This is a genomic window from Rhodobacteraceae bacterium M385 (assembly GCA_025141835.1).
Classification (GTDB): Bacteria; Pseudomonadota; Alphaproteobacteria; order Rhodobacterales; family Rhodobacteraceae; genus Gymnodinialimonas.
Window position 1 is genome coordinate 3,096,645 of the sequence record CP081102.1, and the last position, 22,207, is coordinate 3,118,851.

Consider the following 22,207-nt stretch of genomic DNA (forward strand, 5'->3'; position numbering starts at 1 on the left):
GCGTTGAATATCAGATGGGGCCGTGGGGGCCGCGTCACGAGGGTGAAACACAGCTCCCGTTTCCCCTCTCCTCATACGCCGTAGTGCGCCTGCACGTCCTTGGTCCAGCCCAGGGTCAGTGCGCCATCCTTTTCGATCACCGGGCGTTTCATCACCGTGGGATGCGCCGCAATCAGGGCCACCGGGTCCATCGCCCGCTCGGCCTCGGACAAGCCGCGCCATGTGGTGGAGCGTGTGTTGACCAGCGCCTCTCCGAAGGTGCTGTGGAAGGCCGCGATCTGCGCCGCGTCCAAGGGCGTGGCCCGGATATCCACCAGCTCTGCCCCCAATGCCTTCACCGCCTTGCGGCAGGTGTCGCAGGCCTTAACCCCGTATACGCGCATGATCTTTTCCTTCGGTCACTGTGTCCGCCCCCTACATAAGCAAACTCACGCCACTGCACCACAGGGCCAAAACAGGGTCTTGAGTTCCGCAAAAATCCCCGCATCATTTCGCCATGCGCTGCACGCAACCGCGCATCACACCGCCGCAACGTCTGTGGGCGGGCTTTAGAATGGGAAGACACGGGAACATGCCTACTGGGACAGTGAAGTGGTTTAACACCACGAAAGGTTTTGGATTTATCGCACCTGACACAGGCGGGAGCGACGTTTTCGTCCACATCTCCGCCGTGGAGCGGGCGGGCTGGACGGATCTGCCGGACGACACGAAGCTAAGCTATGAATTGCGCGAGGGCCGCGACGGCCGCGAAAGCGCGGTGGAATTGGTTAAGGTATAAACCGTAGACCGGGCCTCGGCCCGGTTTACTTTTCGCGGGGTGGCTTGGGTTATTGGGGCGCCCCGGGCCGAGGCCCGGTCTACGGGACGGGCACCGTCGAGGCCGCGCATCGACGGGCCGCGGCGCGGCGTTCCAGCGGGTGTTTTTGCCCCTTTACGGGAGCTGCTTAGGTGCTTTCTATCGGAAGAGCGCCAAGCTTTGTCGACGTCCCCCCAAGCCGCGCATCGGCGGGCCGCGGTGCGGCGATCGGACGGGTGATCTTGCCACCTTATGGTAGCAGCTTAGGCGCTTTCTATCGGAGGAGAGCCAAGCTTTGGCGACGCCCCCCCAAGCCGCGCATCGGCGGGCCGCGGTGCGGCGATCCAACAGGTGTTTTTGCCACTTTATGGTAGCTGCTTAGGCGCTTTCTATCGAAGGAGCGTCAAGCCTCAGCCAAATCGCCGTGCCGGGGGGCGGCCCGGCGATGCGCGGCGGCCTGAGGCCTTGATTCCGCGCCGAGCGGGGGGGCTGGAAATTCGATGCGATCCAGATCGCACACTAGTATTCCGCCGACTTTGATTCCAGTTCTTCCTCTGCGGCTAAAATTCGCGACGGCAAAACAAAATAGTATTCAATCAAGTACTCGGTCAACTCCAGAACGGGTTGAGCAATATCTTTATTTGGTTCCGTTTCTAAATCGAAGTGAGCGCCTAAATTTCGGCCATCCTTTATCAGCTTAGCAAGTTTCTTTAGGGGCCCTTCCAGACCAATCTCCTGCGAGGCCTTGTCAACCAAACTGCCAAGCGTTTTATTTTCGGAACCTGATCCCAGTAGCAATTTGAATACGCCCTCAAGGGTGCGACCTGCCATAACCAGAGATGCAGAATAATTTTTTGAATTAAACGCGTGTATTGCCGCCTCATAGGATCGGACAATTCTCTCATCTACAGCAGACTTGTAGTTCTTGATTGCAAGTACAGAGCTTCGTTCCGTAAATACGATAATTTCCAATTCCCGCGGCGCTTCGTCAACTACTGGCATAAAACCAAAAAAGAAAACCCTTTCCCCACATGCTGGGCACTGGCTCGTGGTTGAACAACACTCTTTCCCTCCAATGTCTCTAAGACCGGAACAACCGAACGTGCTAATTGTACCGCACATTGGGCAGGTGATCTTGAGAGCATTTGGAACCGACGCACCCCGAGTGTTAGTGGTTCCACCTACCCAGCTGTCACGATCTAGCGGAAACGCCAGCTCATTTCTCCCCCAATCGCGGCTCACTCAAACGCCCCCATCAGCTCCCGCCATTCGCCTTTGCTCATGCCTGACGACTCCTGTGTCACCTCTTCGCCCGCAAGCCGCCGCTTCAGCACCTCGACGCCTTTGGCAGAAAGATTGATCCCGCCCATGCGGTAGTCCTCAAACGCGCCGTAGGCGGCGGGGACCCAGTCTTTGACCATTTCGCAGATGGCGTCGGCGTAGACGCGGATCTCGTATTGGGCGTGCTCATCGGCGCGCAGGCGGAGGAAGTGGAACAGGTTGTGCAGGTCCACTTTCCAATACCATTGGGTGTAGATGTTGGCGGGCAGGTTCATGCGGGCCAACTCGCGGGCCAAGCCTTGCTGGCCGTCATCGGAGATCATCTCCTCGTAATGGTCATAGGCACGGCCCGCGTCGTCCTTGAGGTAGCGCAGGACGCGTTCAGCCTCTTCACCCGAAAGCGCCTCTCCCCGGCCCTGATTGTTGACCACCGATTGCGCGGCGAGGTCTTCGACGCGGGGAATGTAGAACTCCCGATCCAGAATCGAGTAGCGGGCCGAGTATTCGTTCACGTTGGCAGTACGGTGGCGGATCCACTGACGGGCCACGAAGACGGGCAGTTTGACGTGGAGCTTCAGTTCACACATCTCAAACGGGGTAGAGTGCCAGTGACGCATCAGGTAGCGGATCAAGCCACTGTCATCACGAGCTTTTTTGGTGCCCGCGCCGTAAGACACACGGGCGGCTTGGACGATGGCGGCATCGTCGCCCATGTAGTCGATGACCCGAACGAAGCCATGGTCCAGCACCGGCTTGGCCTCGTAGAGGTGCTGTTCCATCCCCGGAGCAACGGCCCGAAGGGTTGGTTGGGGGTTGGCGCGAGAGGCTTGGATATCCTCCAGTTGTTCAGGGGTCAGGGGCATGACATTTGTCCTTGTGGAGGAATCAGGTTGGCGAGGGCCTTAAGGCCACATATTGCCCTAAGCGGCAAACCAATCGCAAGATAATGAGGCATCATGGCAAGCGACGGCGTGGCGAAACTGGAACGGATGACGGCGGGATGGCCCGGCGTCATGGTGTTTTTCGCCAAGCTTTTATGGGCGGCGCTGTTTGGCGTGATGATCTTGTCGGCGATCATTGCCACAAGATTGATCTGGAACGACGATTGGCCCCTTGCACGGTATGACGCGCTGGTGGTGTTCGCGGTGGTCACACAGATCGTGTTCATCTGGCGCGGGTTAGAGACTTGGGAGGAGGCGAAAGTCATCCTCATTTTCCACATCACCGGCACCGTGATGGAGATTTTCAAGTTGGCCCAAGGATCGTGGGATTATCCCGATCAGGGCATTCTGGAAATTGGCGGTGTGCCGCTGTTTTCGGGCTTCATGTACGCCAGCGTCGGCAGCTTCATTGCCCGCTCGATCCGGTTCTTTCATATCCAGTTCGCCCCCTATCCTCCGTTCTGGGCGACCTATGTGCTGGCCGTGGCCATCTACGCGAATTTCTACACGCACCATTACACTTACGACATCCGGTGGCTGCTGTTTGCGGCCACGTTATTCCTGTTTTGGCGCACGAAGATTTGGCTGTTTATCCGGCACAAGCCCATCGCCATCCGCTTGCCCGTCGGCGCGTTTCTGTCGGCTTGGTTGCTGTGGATCGCAGAGAACGTGGGCACCTTCACCCAGACGTGGAGCTACGCGGTGCAAGGCGACATTGGCCTCGTGGATATCGGTAAGTTCGGGTCGTGGTATTTGCTGCTGTTCGTGGCCTTTGTGACGGTCACGCTGGTGGTGCGCGACGCCATGCACGACGATGAAATCCGCCCCTCCCCCCGCGAAAGTGACTGAACGGCGGGGTAGTTTTTGCCCCGCTCATGGCGCTACACTGGGATGTAACACCGATCCCGCCCCGTTCCCGAGGGGCGAGACGGCACAATGGAGAAGTACATAATGGCAATTCGCTACCTGCATACGATGGTGCGCGTGAAAGACCTGGACGCCTCGATCGCGTTCTTCAAACTTCTGGGGCTGGAAGAGACCCGGCGGATCGAGAATGAGGGCGGACGGTTCTCGCTCATCTTCCTGTCGCCTCCGGGCCAAGAGAACGCCAGTGTCGAGCTGACCTATAACTGGGATGGCGACGACGGCCTGCCGTCGGACAGCCGCCACTTTGGCCACCTCGCCTACCGTGTCGATGACATCTACGCCATGTGCCAGCATTTGCAGGACAACGGCGTCACCATCAATCGCCCTCCGCGTGACGGCCATATGGCTTTCGTGCGCTCGCCCGACAATGTCTCGATTGAGTTGTTGCAGGAAGGGGAGCCTTTGGCCCCGGCGGAGCCTTGGGCCTCCATGGAAAACACGGGGCATTGGTAGGTCAGCGCCTCCTCGGCGCGACGGCTTACGCCGCTTGCCTCCTCGCAGCTGCGCCGATTGCGGCGCAGGAAGACTGCCGTCTGGCCCTACAATTGGGGCTGGACGTATCGGCCTCGGTCGATGTGGCAGAGTACCGGTTGCAGGTGGATGGCCTTGCCGCCGCACTGATTGATCCGGTGGTGTCTGACGCCTTTTTCAGCGGCCCCGGCCCCGTCGCCCTATCAATCTTCGAATGGTCCGGGCGCTTCCAACAAGAGGTGCTGGTGGATTGGACCCTGATCCGGTCCGAGGGCGACCTACTTCGCATCGCCGAAAGGATCGCCGGATCGCAACGGGGCACGCAAGATCACCCCACCGCGCTCGGTTACGCCCTGGGCTTCGCTGCCACCCGCTTTGACGAAGCGCCGGATTGCTTGTTCCAAACCCTCGATATCTCGGGCGATGGGCAGAACAATGACGGTTTCGCCCCCGCCGCCGCCTTCGAGCATTTCGACTTCGACGGGGTCACGGTGAATGGCCTCGCCATTGGCGGCGCGTCGAGAGAGATTGAGGATTACTTCGCCGCAGAGGTGATCCACGGCCCCGGCGCTTTCGTGGAATACGCCGTGAACCACGACCATTTCGCCGAGGCCATTCAGCGCAAACTGGAACGGGAATTGCGGGCGATGATCTTCGGCGGTCTCATTCCGCCTTCACTGACACCCTAGACGGGCAACATCGCAGCGCCCACGCGGCGGCCTTCGGCAAGCAACACGTTATAGGTCCGGCACGCCGCCGGCGAGGCCATAACCTCCAGCCCCAATCCTGCCGCTTCCACGGCGCGGCGCAGGGCAGCGGGGGGATGGGCAATCTCGGCCCCGGTGCCAAGCAGTAGCACGTCCACCTCTGTCGCGGCGGCAACCAAAGCATCGGCATCCTCGTAGCCGCCCCAAAGCGCCGCGCCCGAGGGCAGCAGCAAAACCGCGCCGTCAAACCGCTCTCCGCCGACGCGGAAGAAGCCCGGCCCGTAGCCGTCCACGGGGTTGCTTTCATCAAACTGCACTTCGTTCATACGCATGGCTCTATCCCCATATCGGCAGGCCCATCACACCTGCCACGCCGATCAACACAAAGGCAATTGTTCGGTAAAGCGCCGCGCCACCGGGACGGAACAATTGCACCCCTACAAAACCACCAAGCGCGTATGGCAGCAACAAGATCAGCCCCAGAAAGAACGCCCGCGCGTCCACCAACCCCTGCGCCCACATCAACGGCATCATGAAAAGCGAATTCAACGTCAGGAAGCAGGCAAGATTGCCACGGGTCACCGCCACCGGCTGATCGGTGCCAAGGTTGAACAGGATCACCGGGGGGCCGTTCAGACCGGTAGAGCCGCCGGTAATACCCGCCAAGGCGCCAACGCCCAGTTGCAGCCCCCGCCCGCCCCGCAAGGGGACTTTCCAACCCGATACCAGTAGAACCAGCGTCAGCAGGGTGACAACGCAAACGGCGGTGCGGATTGTCACCTCGGGGGCGATGCGAAGAAGGAAGATGCCCACCGGCATGAACACGATCGACATGGCCACAACCATCAGGGTTTGCCCCTTGTCGGCCGATTTCCACGCGCCCGGAAAAACCGTCACCAGCGACCCAAGCGCCGATAGAGAGAATGCCGCAATCGCCAGGGGCGGCGGCATGAAAATGGTCGCCAGAGGCATGAAGATCAGGGCCGAGCCGAAGCCCGCAAAGCCGTAAACCAATGCCGCCAGAAAGCCCGCACAGATAACCCACTCCAGCCCCGGCGTTTGCAGGGCCAGAGTAAGGGCCTCAGGCATCAATATTGGCGAATTGGGTGCCCGATGCGCCGCCACCGTCCGACGGCTTGGACCAGTCGCGTTTCACGCCGATCATCAGCACCACGTTCTTGGCCACATAGATCGAGGAGTACGTCCCCACAACAACGCCCCAAGCGATGGCGAAGACAAAGCCACGGATCACATCGCCGCCCAGAACCAACAGCGCAATCAACGCAATCAGCGTGGTGCCCGATGTCATCAGGGTCCGGCTCAGGGTTTCATTGGCGGACAGGTTCATGACGTCGCGCAGGGCCATCTGTTTGTATTTGATCAAGTTCTCGCGCAGGCGGTCGAAGATCACCACGGTGTCGTTGATCGAATAGCCCACGATGGTCAGCAGCGCCGCCACTGTGGCCAGCTCAAACCGGATCTGGAACAGGCTGAACACGCCGATGGTCAGGATCACGTCATGGATCAGGGCGGCAACCGCGCCGACGGAAAACTGCCATTCGAACCGCAGCCAGATGTAGACAAGGATCGCCCCAAGCGAGGCCAGAACCGCGATAATCGCCGTCTGAATCAACTCTCCCGAGACCTTGGGGCCGACGGATTCAACCGACGGGAAGGTCATCGCGGGGTCCACGGCCTCTTGCAGGGCGGTTTGGATGGCGGTGATGACCTCTGGTGTCACGGCCTCCGCGCCTTCTTGGGCTTGGATGCGCACGGTGACAACGTGCTGGTCGTCGGCAAAGTTCGGGTCGAACACCTCGGAAATCACCACGTCGCCAAGGTTCAAAGGGTCCAAGGCAGCCCGGTATTCCCCGACCTCAACCTGCACCGTGCTGTCGGTGCGGATCGTCGTGCCGCCCAGAAAGTCGATGCCGAAGTTCAGGCCGACCATGGCCCAGATCACCAGCGAGGCGATGACCGCCACGATAGACGCGCCAAAGGTCAGACGGGCGTGTTTGAAGAAATCGAACGAGGTTTCTTGCGGGACTAGACGAAGACGCATCACTTATACCTCGATTTTCTTCGGGCGTTTCCGCTCGAACCAGTAAACCACCAAAAGGCGTGTCACGTAGATTGCCGTGAATACCGATGTCACGATCCCGATCCCCAGCGTGACCGAGAAGCCGCGCACGGGGCCGGAACCCAGAACGAAAAGGATGGTGGCAATGATGAATGTCGTGATGTTGGCGTCGATGATGGCGGACAAGGCGCGCTCATAGCCCAACTCGATGGCCCTTGCAGGGCCTTTGGCGGTCTTGAGTTCCTCTCGGATACGCTCAAACACCAGCACGTTGGCGTCAACGGCCATACCGATGGTCAACACGATCCCCGCGATACCGGGCAATGTCAGGGTGGCCCCGATCAGGGACAGAATACCAAAGATCAGCCCCACGTTCAGGATCAACGCGATCGAGGCGAAGACCCCAAACAGGCCGTAGCTGGCAACCATGAAGATCAAGACGGCGGCAAAGGCGATCAGTGCCGCGGTTTGGCCCGCTTGCACACTGTCCGCGCCAAGCTCTGGCCCGATGGTGCGTTCTTCAAGGAAGGTCATTTCCGCAGGCAATGCCCCGGCACGGAGCAGAATTGCCAGTTCGGTCGAGCCTTCCACGGTGAAGTTGCCGCTGATCTGGCCCGCACCGCCGGTAATGGCCGAACGGATGACAGGGGCGGAAATCACCTCTTCATCAAGCACGATCGCGAAGGGCGCGCCCACGTTGGCGGCGGTATATTCCCCAAAGGCCCGCGCGCCCGTTGGGTTGAAGCGGAAGGTAACGATGGCCTCTCCGGTCTGTTGGTCAAAGCCCGGTTGGCTGTCCACAAGGTCATCGCCCGTCACAACGGGAGTTTCCTCAAGGATATAGTAGCCGTCCCCCTCATCCACCGACGGCAGCACCATCTGGCGCGAGTCGGTATCGGCATCGGGGCCGCTGGCGCGTCCCACGACGGGGTGGAAGGTCAGCCGGGCGGTGGTGCCGATCAGCTCTTTGAGTTCCTGCGCCGAGCCGATGCCCGGCACCTGAATAAGGATACGGTCCGCGCCTTGGCGCTGAATGGTCGGCTCCCGCGTGCCGGCCTCATCCACACGGCGGCGCACGATTTCAATGCTCTGCTGCAAGGTGCGGTCGTTGGTTGCTGCTTGCTCGGATTCGCTGAGTCGCACGGTGATGACGTCACCCGCGCCACTGACATCCAACGTGCTTTCGCCAAAACCACCGGTCAGGCTGACAACCGGCTGGCCCAATTCGCGCACGGCGGCAAGGGCCGATACCATGCCTTCGGGCTGACTGATGCGCACCTGAAGCAGGCCCGGCTCTGCATCGACACGGCGGATCGTGCCGACCACATCGCGCAGCTCGCGCAGGGCATCGCGCACTTCCGGCCACAGGCTGTCCATGCGCTGAACGTAGACGTCTTCCACCTGCACTTCGGCCAGCAAATGCGCCCCGCCCCGCAGGTCCAACCCCAGATTAACCAACGTCGCAGGCAGATAGCCGGGCCAGGCCGCGACATCCTCGGTCTGTTGCGGTGTTTCCGCGCCCGTCCGCTCAATCTCAGCCAACGCGTCATTGTGCCGTTCTACGGTGCCGTAAAAAAAGTTGGGCATCGCAAAGCTAAGGCCCACAAGAACCGTCAGTATGATGAACAGCCGGTTCCAGAGAGGGATCTGCAGCATGGGGTCGTCCTTACGTTCTTGGGGCTCGGGGGAAGCGCCAAGAGATCAGTCGTTGGCAGGCTCGGTCTTGGAACGGACCTGAGCAATCGTGGGGCGCAGAACGCGAATCTTCACGTCCTTGGCAATCTCGACCTCAACCTCGGTCTCGTCTTTGACCTTGGTGATCTTGCCGATCAGGCCACCTTGGGTGACAACTTCATCCCCGCGCCGCAGCGCCTCGACCATCGCCTGATGATCTTTCACCTTCTTTTGCTGAGGGCGGATGAGGAAGAAATACATGATCACGAGGATCAGGATCAGCGGAACTACCTGGCCGAAGGCTTCCATGGGCTTGCGTCCTTAAAGTTTCTTGGGTGCCAAGCACCCGATGTTGAAAAGTTGCGGCACCCTAAGGGCGCGGTTGGCTGAGTGCAATGTGCTTGGGTGCCAGATGGGCGCAGATATGCAGCGGCGCAAGTGCCATCGCGTAGACCGGGCCTCGGCCCGGCCTTCCCGCCACACATTTCCGCGTGATCCATCCCGCAATTGGGCCACAGCGGGACGAGGCCAGACACGCAACGCCGCCCCTTCCCCCGCGCCGCGCCCTCTGGCATACCGCGCTCACGCATTTAAGGAGGCACAACCCATGCACGACATCCGCGCGATCCGCGAAAACCCTGCCGCTTTCGACGCCGCTCTGGCGCTTCGGGGTCTGTCTCCTGTGTCCTCTGAGATTCTCGCCATCGACACGGCCCGCCGCAACGCGATCACGCAGGCAGAAACCGCACAGGCCGACCGCAACGCCGCCTCCAAGGAAGTGGGCAAGGCAAAAGCCTCGGGCGATGAGGCCGAGTTTGAGCGTCTGCGCGCCCTCGTCGCGGCCAAGAAAGACGAAATTGCCCGCCTCGATGAAGAGGCCAAGGCAAAAGACGCGGAACTGACCGCGATCCTTGAAGCCTTGCCAAACCTGCCCCACCCCGACGTGCCCCCGGGCGCGGATGAGGACGACAACGTCGAACAGCACCGCCGCGGCACCCCGCGTGTGTTCGACTTCACGCCGAACGAGCATTTTGACATCAAAGGTGTCGCTGCCTCCATGGATTTCGAGACCGCCGCCAAGCTATCGGGCGCGCGTTTCGTGACGTTGAAAGGCGCCGTCGCCCGCGTCCACCGCGCCTTGGCGCAATTCATGCTCGACACCCACACGGACGAGAATGGCCTGACCGAGATCAACGCCCCCGTGCTGGTGCGCGACGAAACCATGTATGGCACCGGCCAATTGCCCAAGTTCGCCGAAGACAGCTACCAGACGACCAATGGCTGGTGGCTGATCCCCACATCCGAGGTCACGCTGACCTCTCTCGACAGCGGCAATATCGTAGACGAAGCCACCCTGCCCCGCCGCTACACCGCCCATTCTCTCTGCTTCCGGTCTGAAGCGGGCAGCGCGGGCCGCGACACGTCGGGGATGCTGCGCCAGCACCAGTTCGAAAAGGTCGAAATGGTCTCCGTCACCCACCCGGACACGTCTGACGACGAACAAATGCGGATGCTGGCCTGTGCCGAGGGGATTCTCGACAAGCTGAACATCCCCTACCGCACGGTCCTGCTCTGCGCAGGCGACATGGGCTTCGGCGCGACGCGGACGTTCGATATCGAGGCTTGGCTGCCCGGCCAGAACACCTACCGAGAGATTTCGTCGGTCTCCACCTGTGGCGCGTTCCAGGCCCGCCGCATGAACGCGCGGTTCAAGCCCAGCGCCGGCGGCAAGCCCGAGTTCGTACACACCCTCAACGGCTCTGGCCTCGCCGTCGGGCGCTGCCTGATTGCGGTGCTGGAAAACGGCCAAAACGCCGATGGCTCCGTGAGCTTGCCCGAGGCGCTGCACCCCTGGCTTGGCGGCAAAACCCAAATCACGGCGGAGGGCAATCTTGCCTGATCTCTCGTCCAAAGCGATGGCGGCCCTCGTCTTGCTGGCTGCCATCGCCTTCGCGGTCTCTCCTCTCCTGACCGAGCCGTTCTCGGGCTTTGACCCCAGCCAATTGCCCCGTCCCGTGGATGATCCCCCAATCCAACCGGCCGGATACGCCTTCGCGATCTGGGGCGTGATCTATGTCTGGCTCATCATCAGCGCCGCCTACGGCCTCCTGTCTCGCGCCGTAGCACCCGACTGGCAGCCGATGCGCGCGCCGCTGCTCCTGTCGCTGGTGATCGGGGCAAGCTGGATTCCCGTGGCGCTCTCTGCCCCCGTCACCTCAACGGTTCTCATCCTCGCAATGCTGGTCACCGCCCTCATCGCGCTGTTCAACGCGCCCGCCTCCCAATCGGCCCTCGCCGCCGCGCCCATCGCCCTCTACGCGGGCTGGCTGTCGGCAGCCGCCATCGTTGCCAGCGCCACAATCATCGCCGCCTACACCGGCCTCTCCACCACAATCGTCAGCATCGGCGGCCTCATCGTCATCGGCGCTGTCGCCACCCTCGTGATCCGCGCCACCGCCCATCCGCTGCCCTATGCCGCCGCCGTCCTCTGGGCGCTCATCGGTGTCGTGGTCGCCAACACCCCCAACGGCGCCACGCTCCCCCTCGGGACCACCATCACCGTCATCGCAATCCTCAGCTCCCAGACCCTCCAGCGCCTCCGGCAGTAAACCTGACGCTCCCCCCCATTTCACCTTGGCCATACAACTCACTGCGCAACGCCGCCCCCGACGCCAAGGTCAAAAGGACACGCCCCGCCTCCTTGCCACCGCTTGCCGCAATGGCGGCCACAAGCTACACCCGCACCCATGCGCATTCTCATCACCAACGACGACGGCATCAACGCCCCCGGCCTTGAAGTCCTCCACGCCATCGCAACCGACATCGCCGGCGACACCGGAGAGGTCTGGACCGTCGCCCCCGCCTTTGAACAATCGGGCGTCGGCCATTGCATCTCCTACACCCACCCCACGATGATCTCGGAATTCGGCCCCCGTCGCTTCGCCGCCGAAGGCAGCCCAGCCGATTGCGTCATCGCCGCCCTCCACGATGTGCTGATGGACACGCCCCCAGACCTGATCCTTTCCGGCGTCAACAAGGGCAATAACTCGGCCGAGAATACGCTCTATTCCGGCACCATCGGCGCCGCGATCGAGGCCGCAATCCAGGGCGTCCCCGCCATCGCCCTGTCGCAATACTACGGCCCCGGCAACGTGAGCCTCGAAAACCAGTTCGAAGCCGCCAGCACCCACGGCGCCGACGTCATTCGCAAAATTCTCTCCACCCCGGACGCCTTCACCAGCCACCCCTACAAACTGTTCTACAACGTCAACTTCCCGCCCCTTCCCGCCGCCGAAGTCAAAGGCATCCGCGCCGTGGCCCAGGGCTTCCGCGAAGGCGGCACCGGCATGGGCATGCGCGCCGACACCGCCCCCAACGGGCGCAAATTTCTCTGGATCACCGGATCTCCCCAAAACGTGCCCTCCGGCGACAACACCGATGCCACCGCCAACCTCGACGGCTATATCTCGGTCACCCCGATGCGCGCGGACCTCACCGCCTATGACAGGCTCGCCACCTTGAAAGATGCCATCGAATGACCGACCGCGAGGGCGCCGGCTTCGACCCGGAACGCAAAATGCAGTTCCTCTACCAATTGCGCCAAAAAGGCGTGATGGACAAACGCGTCCTCACCGCAATGGAGCGCGTCGATCGCGGCGCCTTCGTGCGGGGCCATTTCGCCGCCCGCGCCTACGAGGACATGCCCCTTCCGATCAGCTCGGGCCAGACCATCAGCCAACCCTCTGTTGTCGGCCTGATGACCCAGGCCCTCAACGTGCAACCCCGTGACACCGTGCTCGAAGTCGGCACCGGCTCCGGCTACCAGGCCGCCATCCTCAGCCACCTCGCCCGACGCGTCTACACCATCGACCGCCACCGCAACCTGACCCGTGAAGCGGAAATCGCCTTCACGAAACAAGGCCTTGTCAACATCACCGTGCTCACCCGTGACGGCTCCTTCGGACTGCCCGACCAAGGCCCTTTTGACCGCATCCTCGTGACCGCCGCCGCCGAAGACCCCCCCGGCCCCCTGATGCAACAACTCAAAATCGGCGGCATCATGGTTGTGCCCGTGGGACAATCCGATACCGTTCAAAGCCTGATAAAAGTCACCCGGCACGACACCGGCTACGACTACGACGAACTGATGCCCGTGCGCTTCGTCCCCCTCATCGAAGGCACCGCCCGCGACTAGCCCCCCGCCGCTGCTTTAACGCGCACCGCTCCCCCTTCATCTTGGCCCATACAACTCAATCCCATGGCCTCCCCCCAGCGATCGTTCGCCACTGGGAAACCGCCCTCACCTGTCCCCCTTCCGAAACCCGACGTTTCTGTGTAAACTACGCGCAAAGAGGGCCGCAGGCTCCGCATTATTGAGGAAGGTTCGAGCGCCATGCGCCTGATCACACAGTATTTTCCCGCCCGTAGGCTCTCCCTGCTGGCGCCCGTCTTTCTTGCAGCCTGCGTCGGTGCGCCCGCGGAATGGGATTTCGACTTCCGCCCCAACGCGCCCCGCACCAATGTCACTGTGGCCGATCGGCCCGACCCCGACAGCCGGGGGCTTATTTCTTACGACAGCTACCAGGTCGCCATCGCCCGGCGCGGCGACACCGTTGCCGATGTGGCAGCGCGGATCGGGCTGTCCTCCTCGGAACTGGCCTCCTTCAATGGCCGCTCTGAAACCGATGAACTGCGCTCTGGTGAGGTTCTCGCCCTGCCAAGCCGTGTGGCCGGCGGTGCCTCTGCAACAGGCAGCGGGACGGACATCGCCTCCATCGCGGGGGCCGCGATTGATGCTGCGGGCAGCGGCACGCCCTCGGCCTCTGGACCGCAATTGCCCGATGGTCAGGAACCCGTCCGCCACCGCGTCGGGCGCGGCGAAACGGCCTACTCCGTGGCCCGCCTCTACGGCGTCTCGGTGCGTAGCCTTGCGGAATGGAACGGCCTTGGCCCCGATCTGGCAGTGCGCGAAGGCCAGCACCTGCTGATCCCCATCGTGATTGAAACCGCTGAAGCCGCCGACGACAGCCGCCCCGGCGATAGCGTGGCCCCCCTGCCACCCTCGGCCGCCAATCCTCTGCCCGGCAGCATTGAAACCGCCGCGCTGCCCGCCCTAGAAGGCGCAGGCACTGGCACGGCCACCCCGGCGCCAGCCCCCGCCGCTACTGCGCCACGCGAAGCGGCACCGCTGATCCGGCCCGTTTCGGGCTCAATCGTGCGCGGCTACGGCTCGGGCAATGAAGGCATCGATATTGGCGCCTCCGCCGGCACCGCCGTGCAAGCGGCCGCCGATGGCACCGTGGCCGCGATCACCCAAGATACCGACCAGGTGCCAATCCTTGTGATTCGCCACTCCGGCGGGCTTCTGACCGTCTATGCCAACATCCAGAACATCGCGGTGTCGCGCGGCGACCGGATCAGCCAAGGCCAGACCGTGGCCCAAGTAGGCGGCGGCGACCCGGCGTTCCTGCACTTTGAAGTGCGCCGTGGGTTCGAGGCGGTAGACCCTGCGGAATACCTGCCCTAACGGGCATTCCCCGCCCCGATTGCGCTTTGCTTCGCAATTCGCCCGCGCGCGCCTTCGGCGCGTCACCGTGCCCGTGGCCCTGACGGGCCACGCCAATTGTCGCGCGATCACGTCTTTTCGCGCCAAGACGCCCCTTACGCCCTTGCACCCCCGCGCCTCCGGTCTATAACGCCGACAGTTTGCGCACATGTTGGGGGCTACCATGCCAAAAAGATCAGACATCAACTCGATCATGATCATCGGTGCGGGGCCTATTGTGATCGGCCAAGCCTGCGAATTTGACTACTCTGGCGCGCAAGCCTGTAAGGCGCTCCGCGAAGAGGGTTACCGGGTCATTCTGGTCAATTCCAACCCCGCCACGATCATGACCGACCCGGAATTGGCCGATGCCACCTATATCGAGCCGATTACCCCCGAAGTCGTCGCCAAGATCATCGAGAAAGAGCGCCCCGATGCGCTCCTGCCGACCATGGGCGGGCAGACCGGCCTGAACACTTCCTTGGCGTTGGAAGAAATGGGCGTTCTGGAAAAATTCGGCGTCGAGATGATCGGTGCCAAGCGTCCCGCCATTGAAATGGCCGAAGATCGCAAGCTGTTCCGTGAAGCGATGGACCGGATCGGGCTGGAAAACCCCAAGGCCACCATTATCACCGCCCCCAAGACCGATGACGGCAAGTTCGACATCAACGCGGGCGTCGCCGAAGCCATTGAGGCCATCGAATACGTGGGTCTGCCCGCCATCATCCGCCCCGCCTTCACCCTTGGCGGCACCGGCGGCGGCGTGGCGTATAACCGTGAGCAATACGAATTCTTCTGCCGCTCGGGCATGGAAGCCTCTCCCATGGCGCAGATCCTTGTGGATGAATCGCTGCTCGGTTGGAAAGAATTCGAGATGGAGGTGGTGCGCGACAAGGCCGACAACGCGATCATCGTCTGTGCGATTGAAAACGTGGACCCGATGGGCGTCCATACCGGCGATTCCATTACCGTGGCCCCGGCGCTGACACTGACCGACAAAGAATACCAAGTGATGCGCAACGGCTCGATCGCTGTTCTGCGTGAAATTGGCGTAGAAACCGGTGGCTCCAACGTGCAATGGGCGATGAACCCTGCCGATGGCCGCATGGTGGTGATCGAGATGAACCCCCGCGTGTCGCGCTCGTCCGCTTTGGCCTCCAAGGCGACCGGCTTCCCGATTGCCAAGATCGCCGCGAAGCTAGCCGTGGGCTACACGCTGGACGAGCTGGACAACGACATCACCAAAGTCACGCCCGCCTCGTTCGAGCCGACCATCGACTATGTCGTCACCAAAATCCCGCGCTTCGCGTTCGAGAAGTTCCCGGGCTCTGAGCCCTACCTGACCACGGCGATGAAGTCGGTGGGTGAGGCGATGGCCATTGGCCGCAGCTTCCACGAATCGATGCAAAAGGCGTTGGCCTCCATGGAAACCGGCCTGACCGGTTTCGATGAGATCGAGATTCCGGGTGTTACTGCCGACCTTTGGTCGGACGCGACGGATGAAGACCCCGCCGCGATCACCAAGGCGCTGGCGAAACAGACCCCGGACCGCATCCGCGTCATTGCGCAGGCCATGCGCCACGGCCTGTCGGACGACGACATCCACGCCGTCACCAAGTTTGACCCTTGGTTCCTCGCCCGTATCCGCGAGATCATCGAGGAAGAGGCCCGCATCCGCGAAAACGGCCTGCCCACCGACGCGGCCGAACTGCGGCGCGTCAAGATGATGGGCTTCTCCGACGCCCGTCTTGCCAAGCTGACCGATCAATCCGAAGCCGACGTGCGCCGCGCGCGCACCGGCGCGGGCGTTCACGCTCAGTTCAAGCGCATCGACACTTGCGCCGCCGAGTTCGAGGCGCAAACCCCCTATATGTATTCCACCTACGAGACCCCCGTGATGGGCGAGGCGGAATGCGAGGCGCGGCCCTCTGACGCCAAGAAGGTGGTCATCCTGGGCGGTGGCCCGAACCGCATCGGCCAAGGGATCGAGTTCGACTACTGCTGTTGCCACGCCTGTTTCGCCCTCAGCGACGCGGGCTACGAGACGATCATGGTCAACTGCAACCCCGAGACGGTCTCGACCGACTACGACACCTCGGACCGCCTCTATTTTGAGCCTCTGACGCTGGAGCACACGCTGGAAATCCTGCGGGTGGAGCAAGAAAACGGCACCCTGCACGGCGTCATCGTCCAATTCGGCGGCCAGACCCCCCTGAAGCTGGCCAATGCGCTGGAAGAGGCCGGTATCCCGATCCTCGGCACCACGCCCGACGCCATCGACTTGGCCGAAGATCGTGAGCGTTTCCAACAGCTTGTCCAGAAACTGGACCTCAAGCAGCCCGAAAACGCCATTGCCACCACCGACGAGGAAGCCAAAGCCGCCGCCGAGGCGCTCGGCTATCCGCTGGTGATCCGACCCTCCTACGTTCTGGGCGGTCGTGCGATGGAAATCGTGCGCGATACGGCGCAACTCAACCGCTATATCCGTGACGCCGTTGTGGTCTCCGGCGACAGCCCCGTGCTGCTCGACAGCTACCTTGATGGCGCGACGGAAGTCGACGTGGATGCCCTTTGTGACGGCACCGACGTGCATGTGGCGGGCATCATGCAACACATCGAGGAAGCGGGCGTCCACTCCGGTGACAGCGCCTGTTCCCTGCCCCCCCATACGCTGAGCGTTGACGTGCAAAACCGCATCATCGCCCAGACCGAGGCGCTGGCGAAGGCGCTGAACGTCGTTGGCCTGATGAACATCCAGTTCGCCGTCAAACCCGATGGGAACGGCAACGATGACATCTACCTGATCGAGGTTAACCCCCGCGCCTCGCGCACCGTGCCGTTTGTGGCCAAGGCCACCGATAGCGCCATCGCCTCCATCGCCGCGCGCCTCATGGCCGGTGAGAAACTGGCCGACTTCCCCAAGGCAAAACCCCACGTCCCGGTGGACGAGAATACGCCGATCATCCCCGGCGAGCCGATGGCGCTGGCCGATTTCCGCACCCCTTGGTTCTCGGTCAAAGAGGCTGTCTTGCCCTTCGCCCGCTTCCCCGGCGTCGACACGCTTCTGGGGCCTGAAATGCGCTCTACCGGCGAAGTCATGGGCTGGGACCGCACCTTCCCCCGCGCCTTCCTGAAAGCGCAACTCGGCGCGGGTGTTTCCCTGCCTGAAAGCGGCACCGCCTTCCTGTCGATCAAAGAGGCGGACAAGACCGCCGACTTGGTGGACACGGCCAAGATGCTGAAAACATTGGGCTTCCACATTCTGGCAACCTCAGGCACCGCCGCCTTCCTGTCCGGTCACGGGATCGAGACAGAGCTGGTGAACAAACAATACGAGGGCGGTCGCACCATCGTCGACATCCTCAAGGACGGCGACGTGCAACTGGTGATGAACACCACCGAAGGCGCCCAAGCGGTCGAGGACTCCCGCTCCATGCGGACGGTCACGCTGATGGACAAAATCCCCTATTTCACCACGCTCGCAGGCAGCCACGCGGCGGCTCAGGCGATGATGTCGGCGCGGGAAGGCGAGACTGTGGTGCGGGCTTTGCAGGGGTGAATTGACGAACCCGTATGCGGGCGAAAGGTCCAATGGACCTTTCGGTCAATTCACGGGCGGAGCCCCGGCATTACTGGAGTGAGCAAATGTTCTTTACCAAGGTCGGTAGATTTATCGCTTGGTTGATTTTCATTTCTGCCTTGATCAAATTCGTTGCAGGTTATGGCATCCTTTTTGGCACCGAGACCATGGAAGACAACCGCAACGCTGCTAGGCAATTATTCAACGAGCCAAATTCAGGTTCTATATTGGACGAAGCGGCGTACAGTCTTTTCATTGCCATAGCCCTAGGGATCGCAGCAGAGATCAGCCGCAACGTCCACAAGCTCCTCCTCGTCGACGAGAACGAGGAAGATATCGACGAGGACGTTTGACCCCTCACCCCGGCCGCCCCTCCAGAAACGCCACGGCCCGCTCGGCGTCTGCGCCTTTGCCGCGTTCGGCGAAATACTCCGCCGCGCCAACTGTCCCGACCTTCTCTGCCAGCGCCAGTGCGATGAATTGGTTCAGGGATACGCCGTCTTTCTCGGCGAATTCCTCTGCCGCGCGTTTCAGCGACTGTGGAAGGTTCAGTGATACCCGTGCCTTCATGACTTCAACCTCCTTAACGCATCTGCTGGCGTCCATAGTTCAATACCAAACCGCTGCGGAGCGGTTCCAAAGTCCTTCGTGTTGTGGGTAATCAAGGCGTCCACCTGCCCGTTAACCGCCGTTTCCAACACCATCTCATCACCCGGATCGCGCAGCTGAGGCCGCCACAGAAACTTCAGGTCCACCGGCTGCACGATCCCCGCAACGTCGGTGAGGAACGCTTCCATTTCTTTGCGGCTGACACCGCAATCCAGTAGCAAATCCGCCCGGCTCAAGACGTCCTCATATTCATAGAATAGCGGCACCGAGCACGCCCAATCGAACTGGCCCCGAAAGCCCGCGATGAGTAGCGGATTGCTCGCACCTGTACGGCTCCGAATGCCCGCGACCAAAACGTTTGTGTCGAGCACCAATCTCATGACGTTATATATAGCGTAACATCACTCATGCATCAATCCTCCCCCCGAGCCCGAGCCATGTCTCCCCATTCCGGCTTCCGAGCGCCGTCAAACATCGGGTCGCGGAACATGTCTAGGGTCTCGTCGCCTTGCAACAGCCCCATCAGTTTGGCGTGCATGAAGGACCGCAGCACCGCGTTCAGGCGGGGTTGGTAGCCCGGTCCCATGGATTTGAACCACTTCACCACATCGGTATCCAGCCGCACGGTCACGCGGGTTTTGGTGGTCTCTCGTTTCGATGACAGGTCGTGCCAAGCCGGCGGCACGCGGCCGTGCAGGGCGATGGCGTTGTGCATGTCGTATTCGAACCGCCGCATCGCATCGACCATGTAGAAGTGGTGGAAGCGCTCGGTCTTGGTGGGGGATTTGTCGATGAATTTGGGGGGCAATTGTCCGGTCCTTGAAGCCTTGGGTCCGGCCAGAATCGCACAAATCGGTTAAAATTTTATGGATGTGGGGGCGGTGTACGCGGTGTGTACGCCCCAGTGTACGCGTGTCACTGGAGGTTTTCCGTCCCCGATTCCCGAACATTCCCCGCAAGCCAAACCTTGCCCAAGCGCCACTGCTACCCCTACGTTATGTTTATACTTTTCTTAACGGAGGTGACCCATGCGCCACCTAACCCTTGTTGCAGCCACCGCCCTTGCGGCGTCTCTGTCACCTGCCCACGCGCAGGACCCGTCGTTGAACCCGACGTTCGGCGTCTTGAACCTGGAGGCGGGCTTTTCCAACGATCCCAATTGGGTTTATTTGCTGGCGGGAGGGCTCGATCAACGCTCGTTTACCGATGCCGTAAGCGGCGACGTGTGCCGGGGTTATTTCGCCGATGCCCCTGATTTCCGTATGGTTTTTGACGCCACCAATGGCGATCCTTTCTCGATCACGGCAGAATCCTACGCGGACCCCGTGTTGTTGGTGAACGGCCCCGATGGGCGGTGGTATTGTAACGACGATACCTTTGGTCTCGACAGCGCGGTGTCGTTTGAGGCCCCTCAAAGCGGCGTCTATGACGTCTGGGTCGGCACCTATAACGATCCTCAAGGCGACTATCCCGGCGCGCAACTGGGCTTCACCGCGCAAGAGCCGTTCGAGCCGCAGCGCAGGCGCTCGTTCTTCGGGGAAGACGACCGTATCGTCATGGATCCGACAGCGACGCCGTGGAACATGATCGGCTTGGTGGAAATGCAATCCGGCAGCTGCACAGGCACGCTCATCGGGCCGAATGTTGTGCTCACCGGCGGCCATTGCCTTGTGGGTCTGGGAGAGCCCGACAACCCACCGATGTTGTTCAGCGCAGGGTATGAGAACGGCAACGCCGTGGCGACCTCTCGCGTGACCAGCTACCACGTGCCCGAGCTGTGGCGCTTGGCGGAACAAGAGGGCATGGATTTTGGCTTTTTCTATCTGGAACAACCCCTTGGCGATCAATTGGGGTGGATGGATATTGGCACGTTGACCCAGGCCGAGCTTGCCGGTTTCGCCAATGGTGCGGGTCCGGATATCCTTCAGGCGGGGTACAGTGCCGATCAACCGGGCGTGCTGACGGGCAACCTGAGCTGTCCGTTCGTCGAGTTAGCCAGCCAGAACCGGCTGGTGCACCAATGCGACACGGTGCAAGGGGACAGTGGCTCTCCGCTGTTTGTGCAAGACGGCGACCGCTACCGGATCATTGGCGTGGAATCCCACACCAACTTCCAGCCCGAGCAGGAGTTCGACATGAACGTCGCGATGTATATCGCCAATGTCGTCGCTGAATATCAGTCCCTGAACGGCCAGTCCCCGGCAACCACGGCGCTGCCCGAGCCTGTGGTGAAGTAGACCTACGACTGCGGCGGGGGGCATCCCCCTCGCCGCCGGTCCACCCCGGCGCATTGCGCCCCCTAACCCCTTTCATCCTCATTGCCGGAAAACGGCCCCCCGCGTAGTCTTTGCGGGTGTCTCCTTCATATTGGATAGCGCCATGACATTGCCTAACCCCATCACCCTTGCCGCTGGCCTCCTGCTGGTCACCGCGCCCGTCGCTACGGCACAGGATTACACCCTGCCCCCGACCTTTGGCGAAATCTCGTTGGAAACAAACTTCCAGCCCGACCCGCATCGCGTGACCATTGCGGCGGGCGGCCCGATTTATGGCGAGCATACCGATGCCGCCAGCGGGGGCGCCTGCCGCGGCTTTTTCGCTGACGCCCCTGACCTTCGGCTCCAGTTCACCGATGGAGACTTCGGCTTCCCGCTGTCGTTCTACGTGGAATCCGGGGCCGATACGGTGATGCTGATCAACGCGCCAGACGGGCAGTGGTACTGCAACGACGACACCGTCGATCTGAACCCGGCCCTGAACTTCGACACGCCCCTTGGCGGGCAATACGACATCTGGATCGGCACCTATGAGGAAACCGCGCCGAATTTCCCGACCGCCGATGTCCTCATCACCGAATTGGGGATGCCAGAGATCAACTTTGATCGCGCCTTCTTTGGTAACGACGACCGGGTCATTATCGACGCGGCCACGGCCCCTTGGAACATGATCGGCTTTGTGGATCTGTCCGAGGCCAGCTGTACCGGCACGTTGATCGGCCCTGACGTGGTGCTGACTTCGGCCCATTGCATCGTTGAAAATGGCGTCGTGGATACGCCCCCGGTCGAGTTCCTTGCGGGCTTCCAGAACGGGGCCCACGTGGCGCGCTCGGGTGTGCGCGATTTCTTCGTGGCCGAGGGCTATGTGAACGGTGAGCAAGAGGGCACGGATTACGCTTTCATCTACCTCGACCAGCCCTTGGGCGACCAGTTGGGCTGGATGACCGTCGCCCCCCTGACCCAAGGCCAAATCGCCGAGATGATGCAGGGCCGGGGGCCGGAAATCTTGCAGGCGGGATATAGCTATGACCAGCAGGGCGTGCTGACCGGGAACATCGGCTGCCCCCTGATCGAGGTCGCGCCCCAGAACGTGTTGGAGCATGAGTGTGATACGCTTTCGGGCGATAGCGGCTCTCCGTTGTTTATTGCCACGGACAGCGGCGGTCATCAGATCATCGGCGTTGAATCCCGCACCGATCCGCAACCAGATGAGCCCTTTGATCGCAACGTCGCCATGTATGTGGATTACATCGTGGCCGATCTGGCGCGGCTTGCAGGCGCGGCGTCCGCCCCGGCACCTGCCCCCGAGACCAAGTAGAC

The 22,207-nt window shown here is 61.8% G+C and carries 24 protein-coding genes; 13 read left to right on the forward strand and 11 right to left on the reverse strand.

Translation table 11 applies throughout. The features are described 5' to 3' along the window. Positions 1-71 precede the first annotated feature (71 nt). A complete protein-coding gene (locus K3728_15150; GenBank protein ID UWQ95012.1) occupies positions 72-383 on the reverse strand; it encodes an arsenate reductase in 312 nt (103 codons plus the stop codon). Between the two features lie 188 nt (positions 384-571). Here K3728_15150 and K3728_15155 point away from each other — a divergent pair, with 188 nt between their 5' ends. Then, entirely contained in the window at positions 572-778 is a 207-nt protein-coding gene (locus K3728_15155) for a cold-shock protein (GenBank protein ID UWQ95013.1), read from the forward strand. A 537-nt stretch (positions 779-1,315) separates the two neighbouring features. Here K3728_15155 and K3728_15160 read toward each other — a convergent pair. Together K3728_15160 and thyX are read right to left on the reverse strand one after the other, a co-directional pair. Then, positions 1,316-2,038, reverse strand: a complete 723-nt coding sequence (locus tag K3728_15160; GenBank protein ID UWQ95014.1) for a DUF4145 domain-containing protein — start codon at positions 2,036-2,038, stop codon at positions 1,316-1,318. Beyond that, positions 2,035-2,940 (reverse strand): FAD-dependent thymidylate synthase, encoded by a 906-nt coding sequence (gene thyX, locus K3728_15165; protein ID UWQ95015.1) that lies wholly within the window; start codon positions 2,938-2,940, stop codon positions 2,035-2,037. Before thyX ends, K3728_15160 begins: the two co-directional genes overlap by 4 nt. A 93-nt stretch (positions 2,941-3,033) precedes the next feature. On the opposite strand from thyX, the gene K3728_15170 reads away from it, so the two are divergent. From K3728_15170 to K3728_15180, 3 genes are all read left to right on the forward strand, one after another. Further along, a complete protein-coding gene (locus tag K3728_15170) occupies positions 3,034-3,867 on the forward strand; it encodes a DUF817 domain-containing protein (GenBank protein UWQ95016.1) in 834 nt (277 codons plus the stop codon). 102 nt (positions 3,868-3,969) lie between these two features. Then, positions 3,970-4,398 carry a VOC family protein gene (locus tag K3728_15175; GenBank protein UWQ95017.1) on the forward strand — a complete coding sequence of 143 codons (429 nt, stop codon included), beginning with the start codon at positions 3,970-3,972 and terminating at the stop codon, positions 4,396-4,398. Further along, the gene (locus tag K3728_15180) at positions 4,392-5,105 is read left to right on the forward strand and encodes a DUF1194 domain-containing protein (GenBank protein UWQ97581.1); all 714 of its coding nucleotides are present in this window, start codon (positions 4,392-4,394) and stop codon (positions 5,103-5,105) included. The genes K3728_15175 and K3728_15180 overlap by 7 nt, the downstream gene beginning before the upstream one ends. On the opposite strand, the gene K3728_15185 is transcribed toward K3728_15180, so the two are convergent. The 5 genes from K3728_15185 to yajC are packed head-to-tail and all read right to left on the reverse strand — an operon-like array spanning position 5,102 to position 9,186. Beyond that, on the reverse strand, positions 5,102-5,455 hold the full coding sequence (locus K3728_15185) for an Mth938-like domain-containing protein (GenBank protein ID UWQ95018.1): 354 nt from the start codon (positions 5,453-5,455) through the stop codon (positions 5,102-5,104). The genes K3728_15180 and K3728_15185 overlap by 4 nt on opposite strands. Before the next feature lie 4 nt (positions 5,456-5,459). Then, the gene (locus K3728_15190; protein UWQ95019.1) at positions 5,460-6,212 is read right to left on the reverse strand and encodes a sulfite exporter TauE/SafE family protein; all 753 of its coding nucleotides are present in this window, start codon (positions 6,210-6,212) and stop codon (positions 5,460-5,462) included. Beyond that, a complete protein-coding gene (secF, locus tag K3728_15195; GenBank protein UWQ95020.1) occupies positions 6,205-7,185 on the reverse strand; it encodes a protein translocase subunit SecF in 981 nt (326 codons plus the stop codon). The genes K3728_15190 and secF overlap by 8 nt, the downstream gene beginning before the upstream one ends. Before the next feature lie 3 nt (positions 7,186-7,188). Further along, a complete protein-coding gene (gene secD, locus K3728_15200; GenBank protein ID UWQ95021.1) occupies positions 7,189-8,859 on the reverse strand; it encodes a protein translocase subunit SecD in 1,671 nt (556 codons plus the stop codon). A gap of 45 nt (positions 8,860-8,904) precedes the next feature. After that, positions 8,905-9,186 carry a preprotein translocase subunit YajC gene (yajC, locus tag K3728_15205; protein UWQ95022.1) on the reverse strand — a complete coding sequence of 94 codons (282 nt, stop codon included), beginning with the start codon at positions 9,184-9,186 and terminating at the stop codon, positions 8,905-8,907. A gap of 298 nt (positions 9,187-9,484) precedes the next feature. Here yajC and serS point away from each other — a divergent pair, with 298 nt between their 5' ends. The 7 genes from serS (at position 9,485) to K3728_15240 (ending at position 18,355) form a co-directional block, all read left to right on the forward strand. Continuing rightward, on the forward strand, positions 9,485-10,777 hold the full coding sequence (gene serS, locus K3728_15210) for a serine--tRNA ligase (GenBank protein ID UWQ95023.1): 1,293 nt from the start codon (positions 9,485-9,487) through the stop codon (positions 10,775-10,777). Then, positions 10,770-11,486 carry a tryptophan-rich sensory protein gene (locus K3728_15215; protein ID UWQ95024.1) on the forward strand — a complete coding sequence of 239 codons (717 nt, stop codon included), beginning with the start codon at positions 10,770-10,772 and terminating at the stop codon, positions 11,484-11,486. Before serS ends, K3728_15215 begins: the two co-directional genes overlap by 8 nt. Before the next feature lie 138 nt (positions 11,487-11,624). Then, positions 11,625-12,416, forward strand: a complete 792-nt coding sequence (gene surE, locus K3728_15220) for a 5'/3'-nucleotidase SurE (protein ID UWQ95025.1) — start codon at positions 11,625-11,627, stop codon at positions 12,414-12,416. Beyond that, the gene (locus tag K3728_15225; protein UWQ95026.1) at positions 12,413-13,072 is read left to right on the forward strand and encodes a protein-L-isoaspartate(D-aspartate) O-methyltransferase; all 660 of its coding nucleotides are present in this window, start codon (positions 12,413-12,415) and stop codon (positions 13,070-13,072) included. Before surE ends, K3728_15225 begins: the two co-directional genes overlap by 4 nt. A 198-nt stretch (positions 13,073-13,270) precedes the next feature. Next, positions 13,271-14,404 (forward strand): peptidoglycan DD-metalloendopeptidase family protein, encoded by a 1,134-nt coding sequence (locus K3728_15230; protein UWQ95027.1) that lies wholly within the window; start codon positions 13,271-13,273, stop codon positions 14,402-14,404. A 202-nt stretch (positions 14,405-14,606) separates the two neighbouring features. Further along, positions 14,607-17,981: a carbamoyl-phosphate synthase large subunit gene (gene carB / locus K3728_15235; protein UWQ95028.1), complete on the forward strand. Its 3,375-nt coding sequence runs from the start codon at positions 14,607-14,609 to the stop codon at positions 17,979-17,981. Between the two features lie 32 nt (positions 17,982-18,013). Further along, positions 18,014-18,355, forward strand: coding sequence for a hypothetical protein (locus K3728_15240; GenBank protein ID UWQ95029.1), 342 nt, complete (start codon positions 18,014-18,016; stop codon positions 18,353-18,355). Positions 18,356-18,359: 4 nt separating this feature from the next. Here K3728_15240 and K3728_15245 read toward each other — a convergent pair whose 3' ends face one another. From K3728_15245 to K3728_15255, 3 genes are read right to left on the reverse strand one after another with little or no spacing between them, the layout of a single operon-like run. Beyond that, complete coding sequence (locus tag K3728_15245) at positions 18,360-18,572, reverse strand: pilus assembly protein HicB (GenBank protein ID UWQ95030.1); 213 nt, start codon at positions 18,570-18,572, stop codon at positions 18,360-18,362. Further along, a complete protein-coding gene (locus tag K3728_15250; GenBank protein UWQ95031.1) occupies positions 18,569-18,991 on the reverse strand; it encodes a putative toxin-antitoxin system toxin component, PIN family in 423 nt (140 codons plus the stop codon). Before K3728_15250 ends, K3728_15245 begins: the two co-directional genes overlap by 4 nt. Positions 18,992-19,023: 32 nt before the next feature. Further along, complete coding sequence (locus K3728_15255) at positions 19,024-19,359, reverse strand: BrnA antitoxin family protein (GenBank protein ID UWQ97582.1); 336 nt, start codon at positions 19,357-19,359, stop codon at positions 19,024-19,026. A gap of 280 nt (positions 19,360-19,639) precedes the next feature. On the opposite strand from K3728_15255, the gene K3728_15260 reads away from it, so the two are divergent. Both K3728_15260 and K3728_15265 read left to right on the forward strand, forming a co-directional pair. Then, a complete protein-coding gene (locus K3728_15260) occupies positions 19,640-20,848 on the forward strand; it encodes a trypsin-like serine protease (GenBank protein UWQ95032.1) in 1,209 nt (402 codons plus the stop codon). A gap of 142 nt (positions 20,849-20,990) precedes the next feature. Then, positions 20,991-22,205 carry a trypsin-like serine protease gene (locus K3728_15265; protein ID UWQ95033.1) on the forward strand — a complete coding sequence of 405 codons (1,215 nt, stop codon included), beginning with the start codon at positions 20,991-20,993 and terminating at the stop codon, positions 22,203-22,205. The last annotated feature ends 2 nt before the right edge of the window (positions 22,206-22,207 follow it).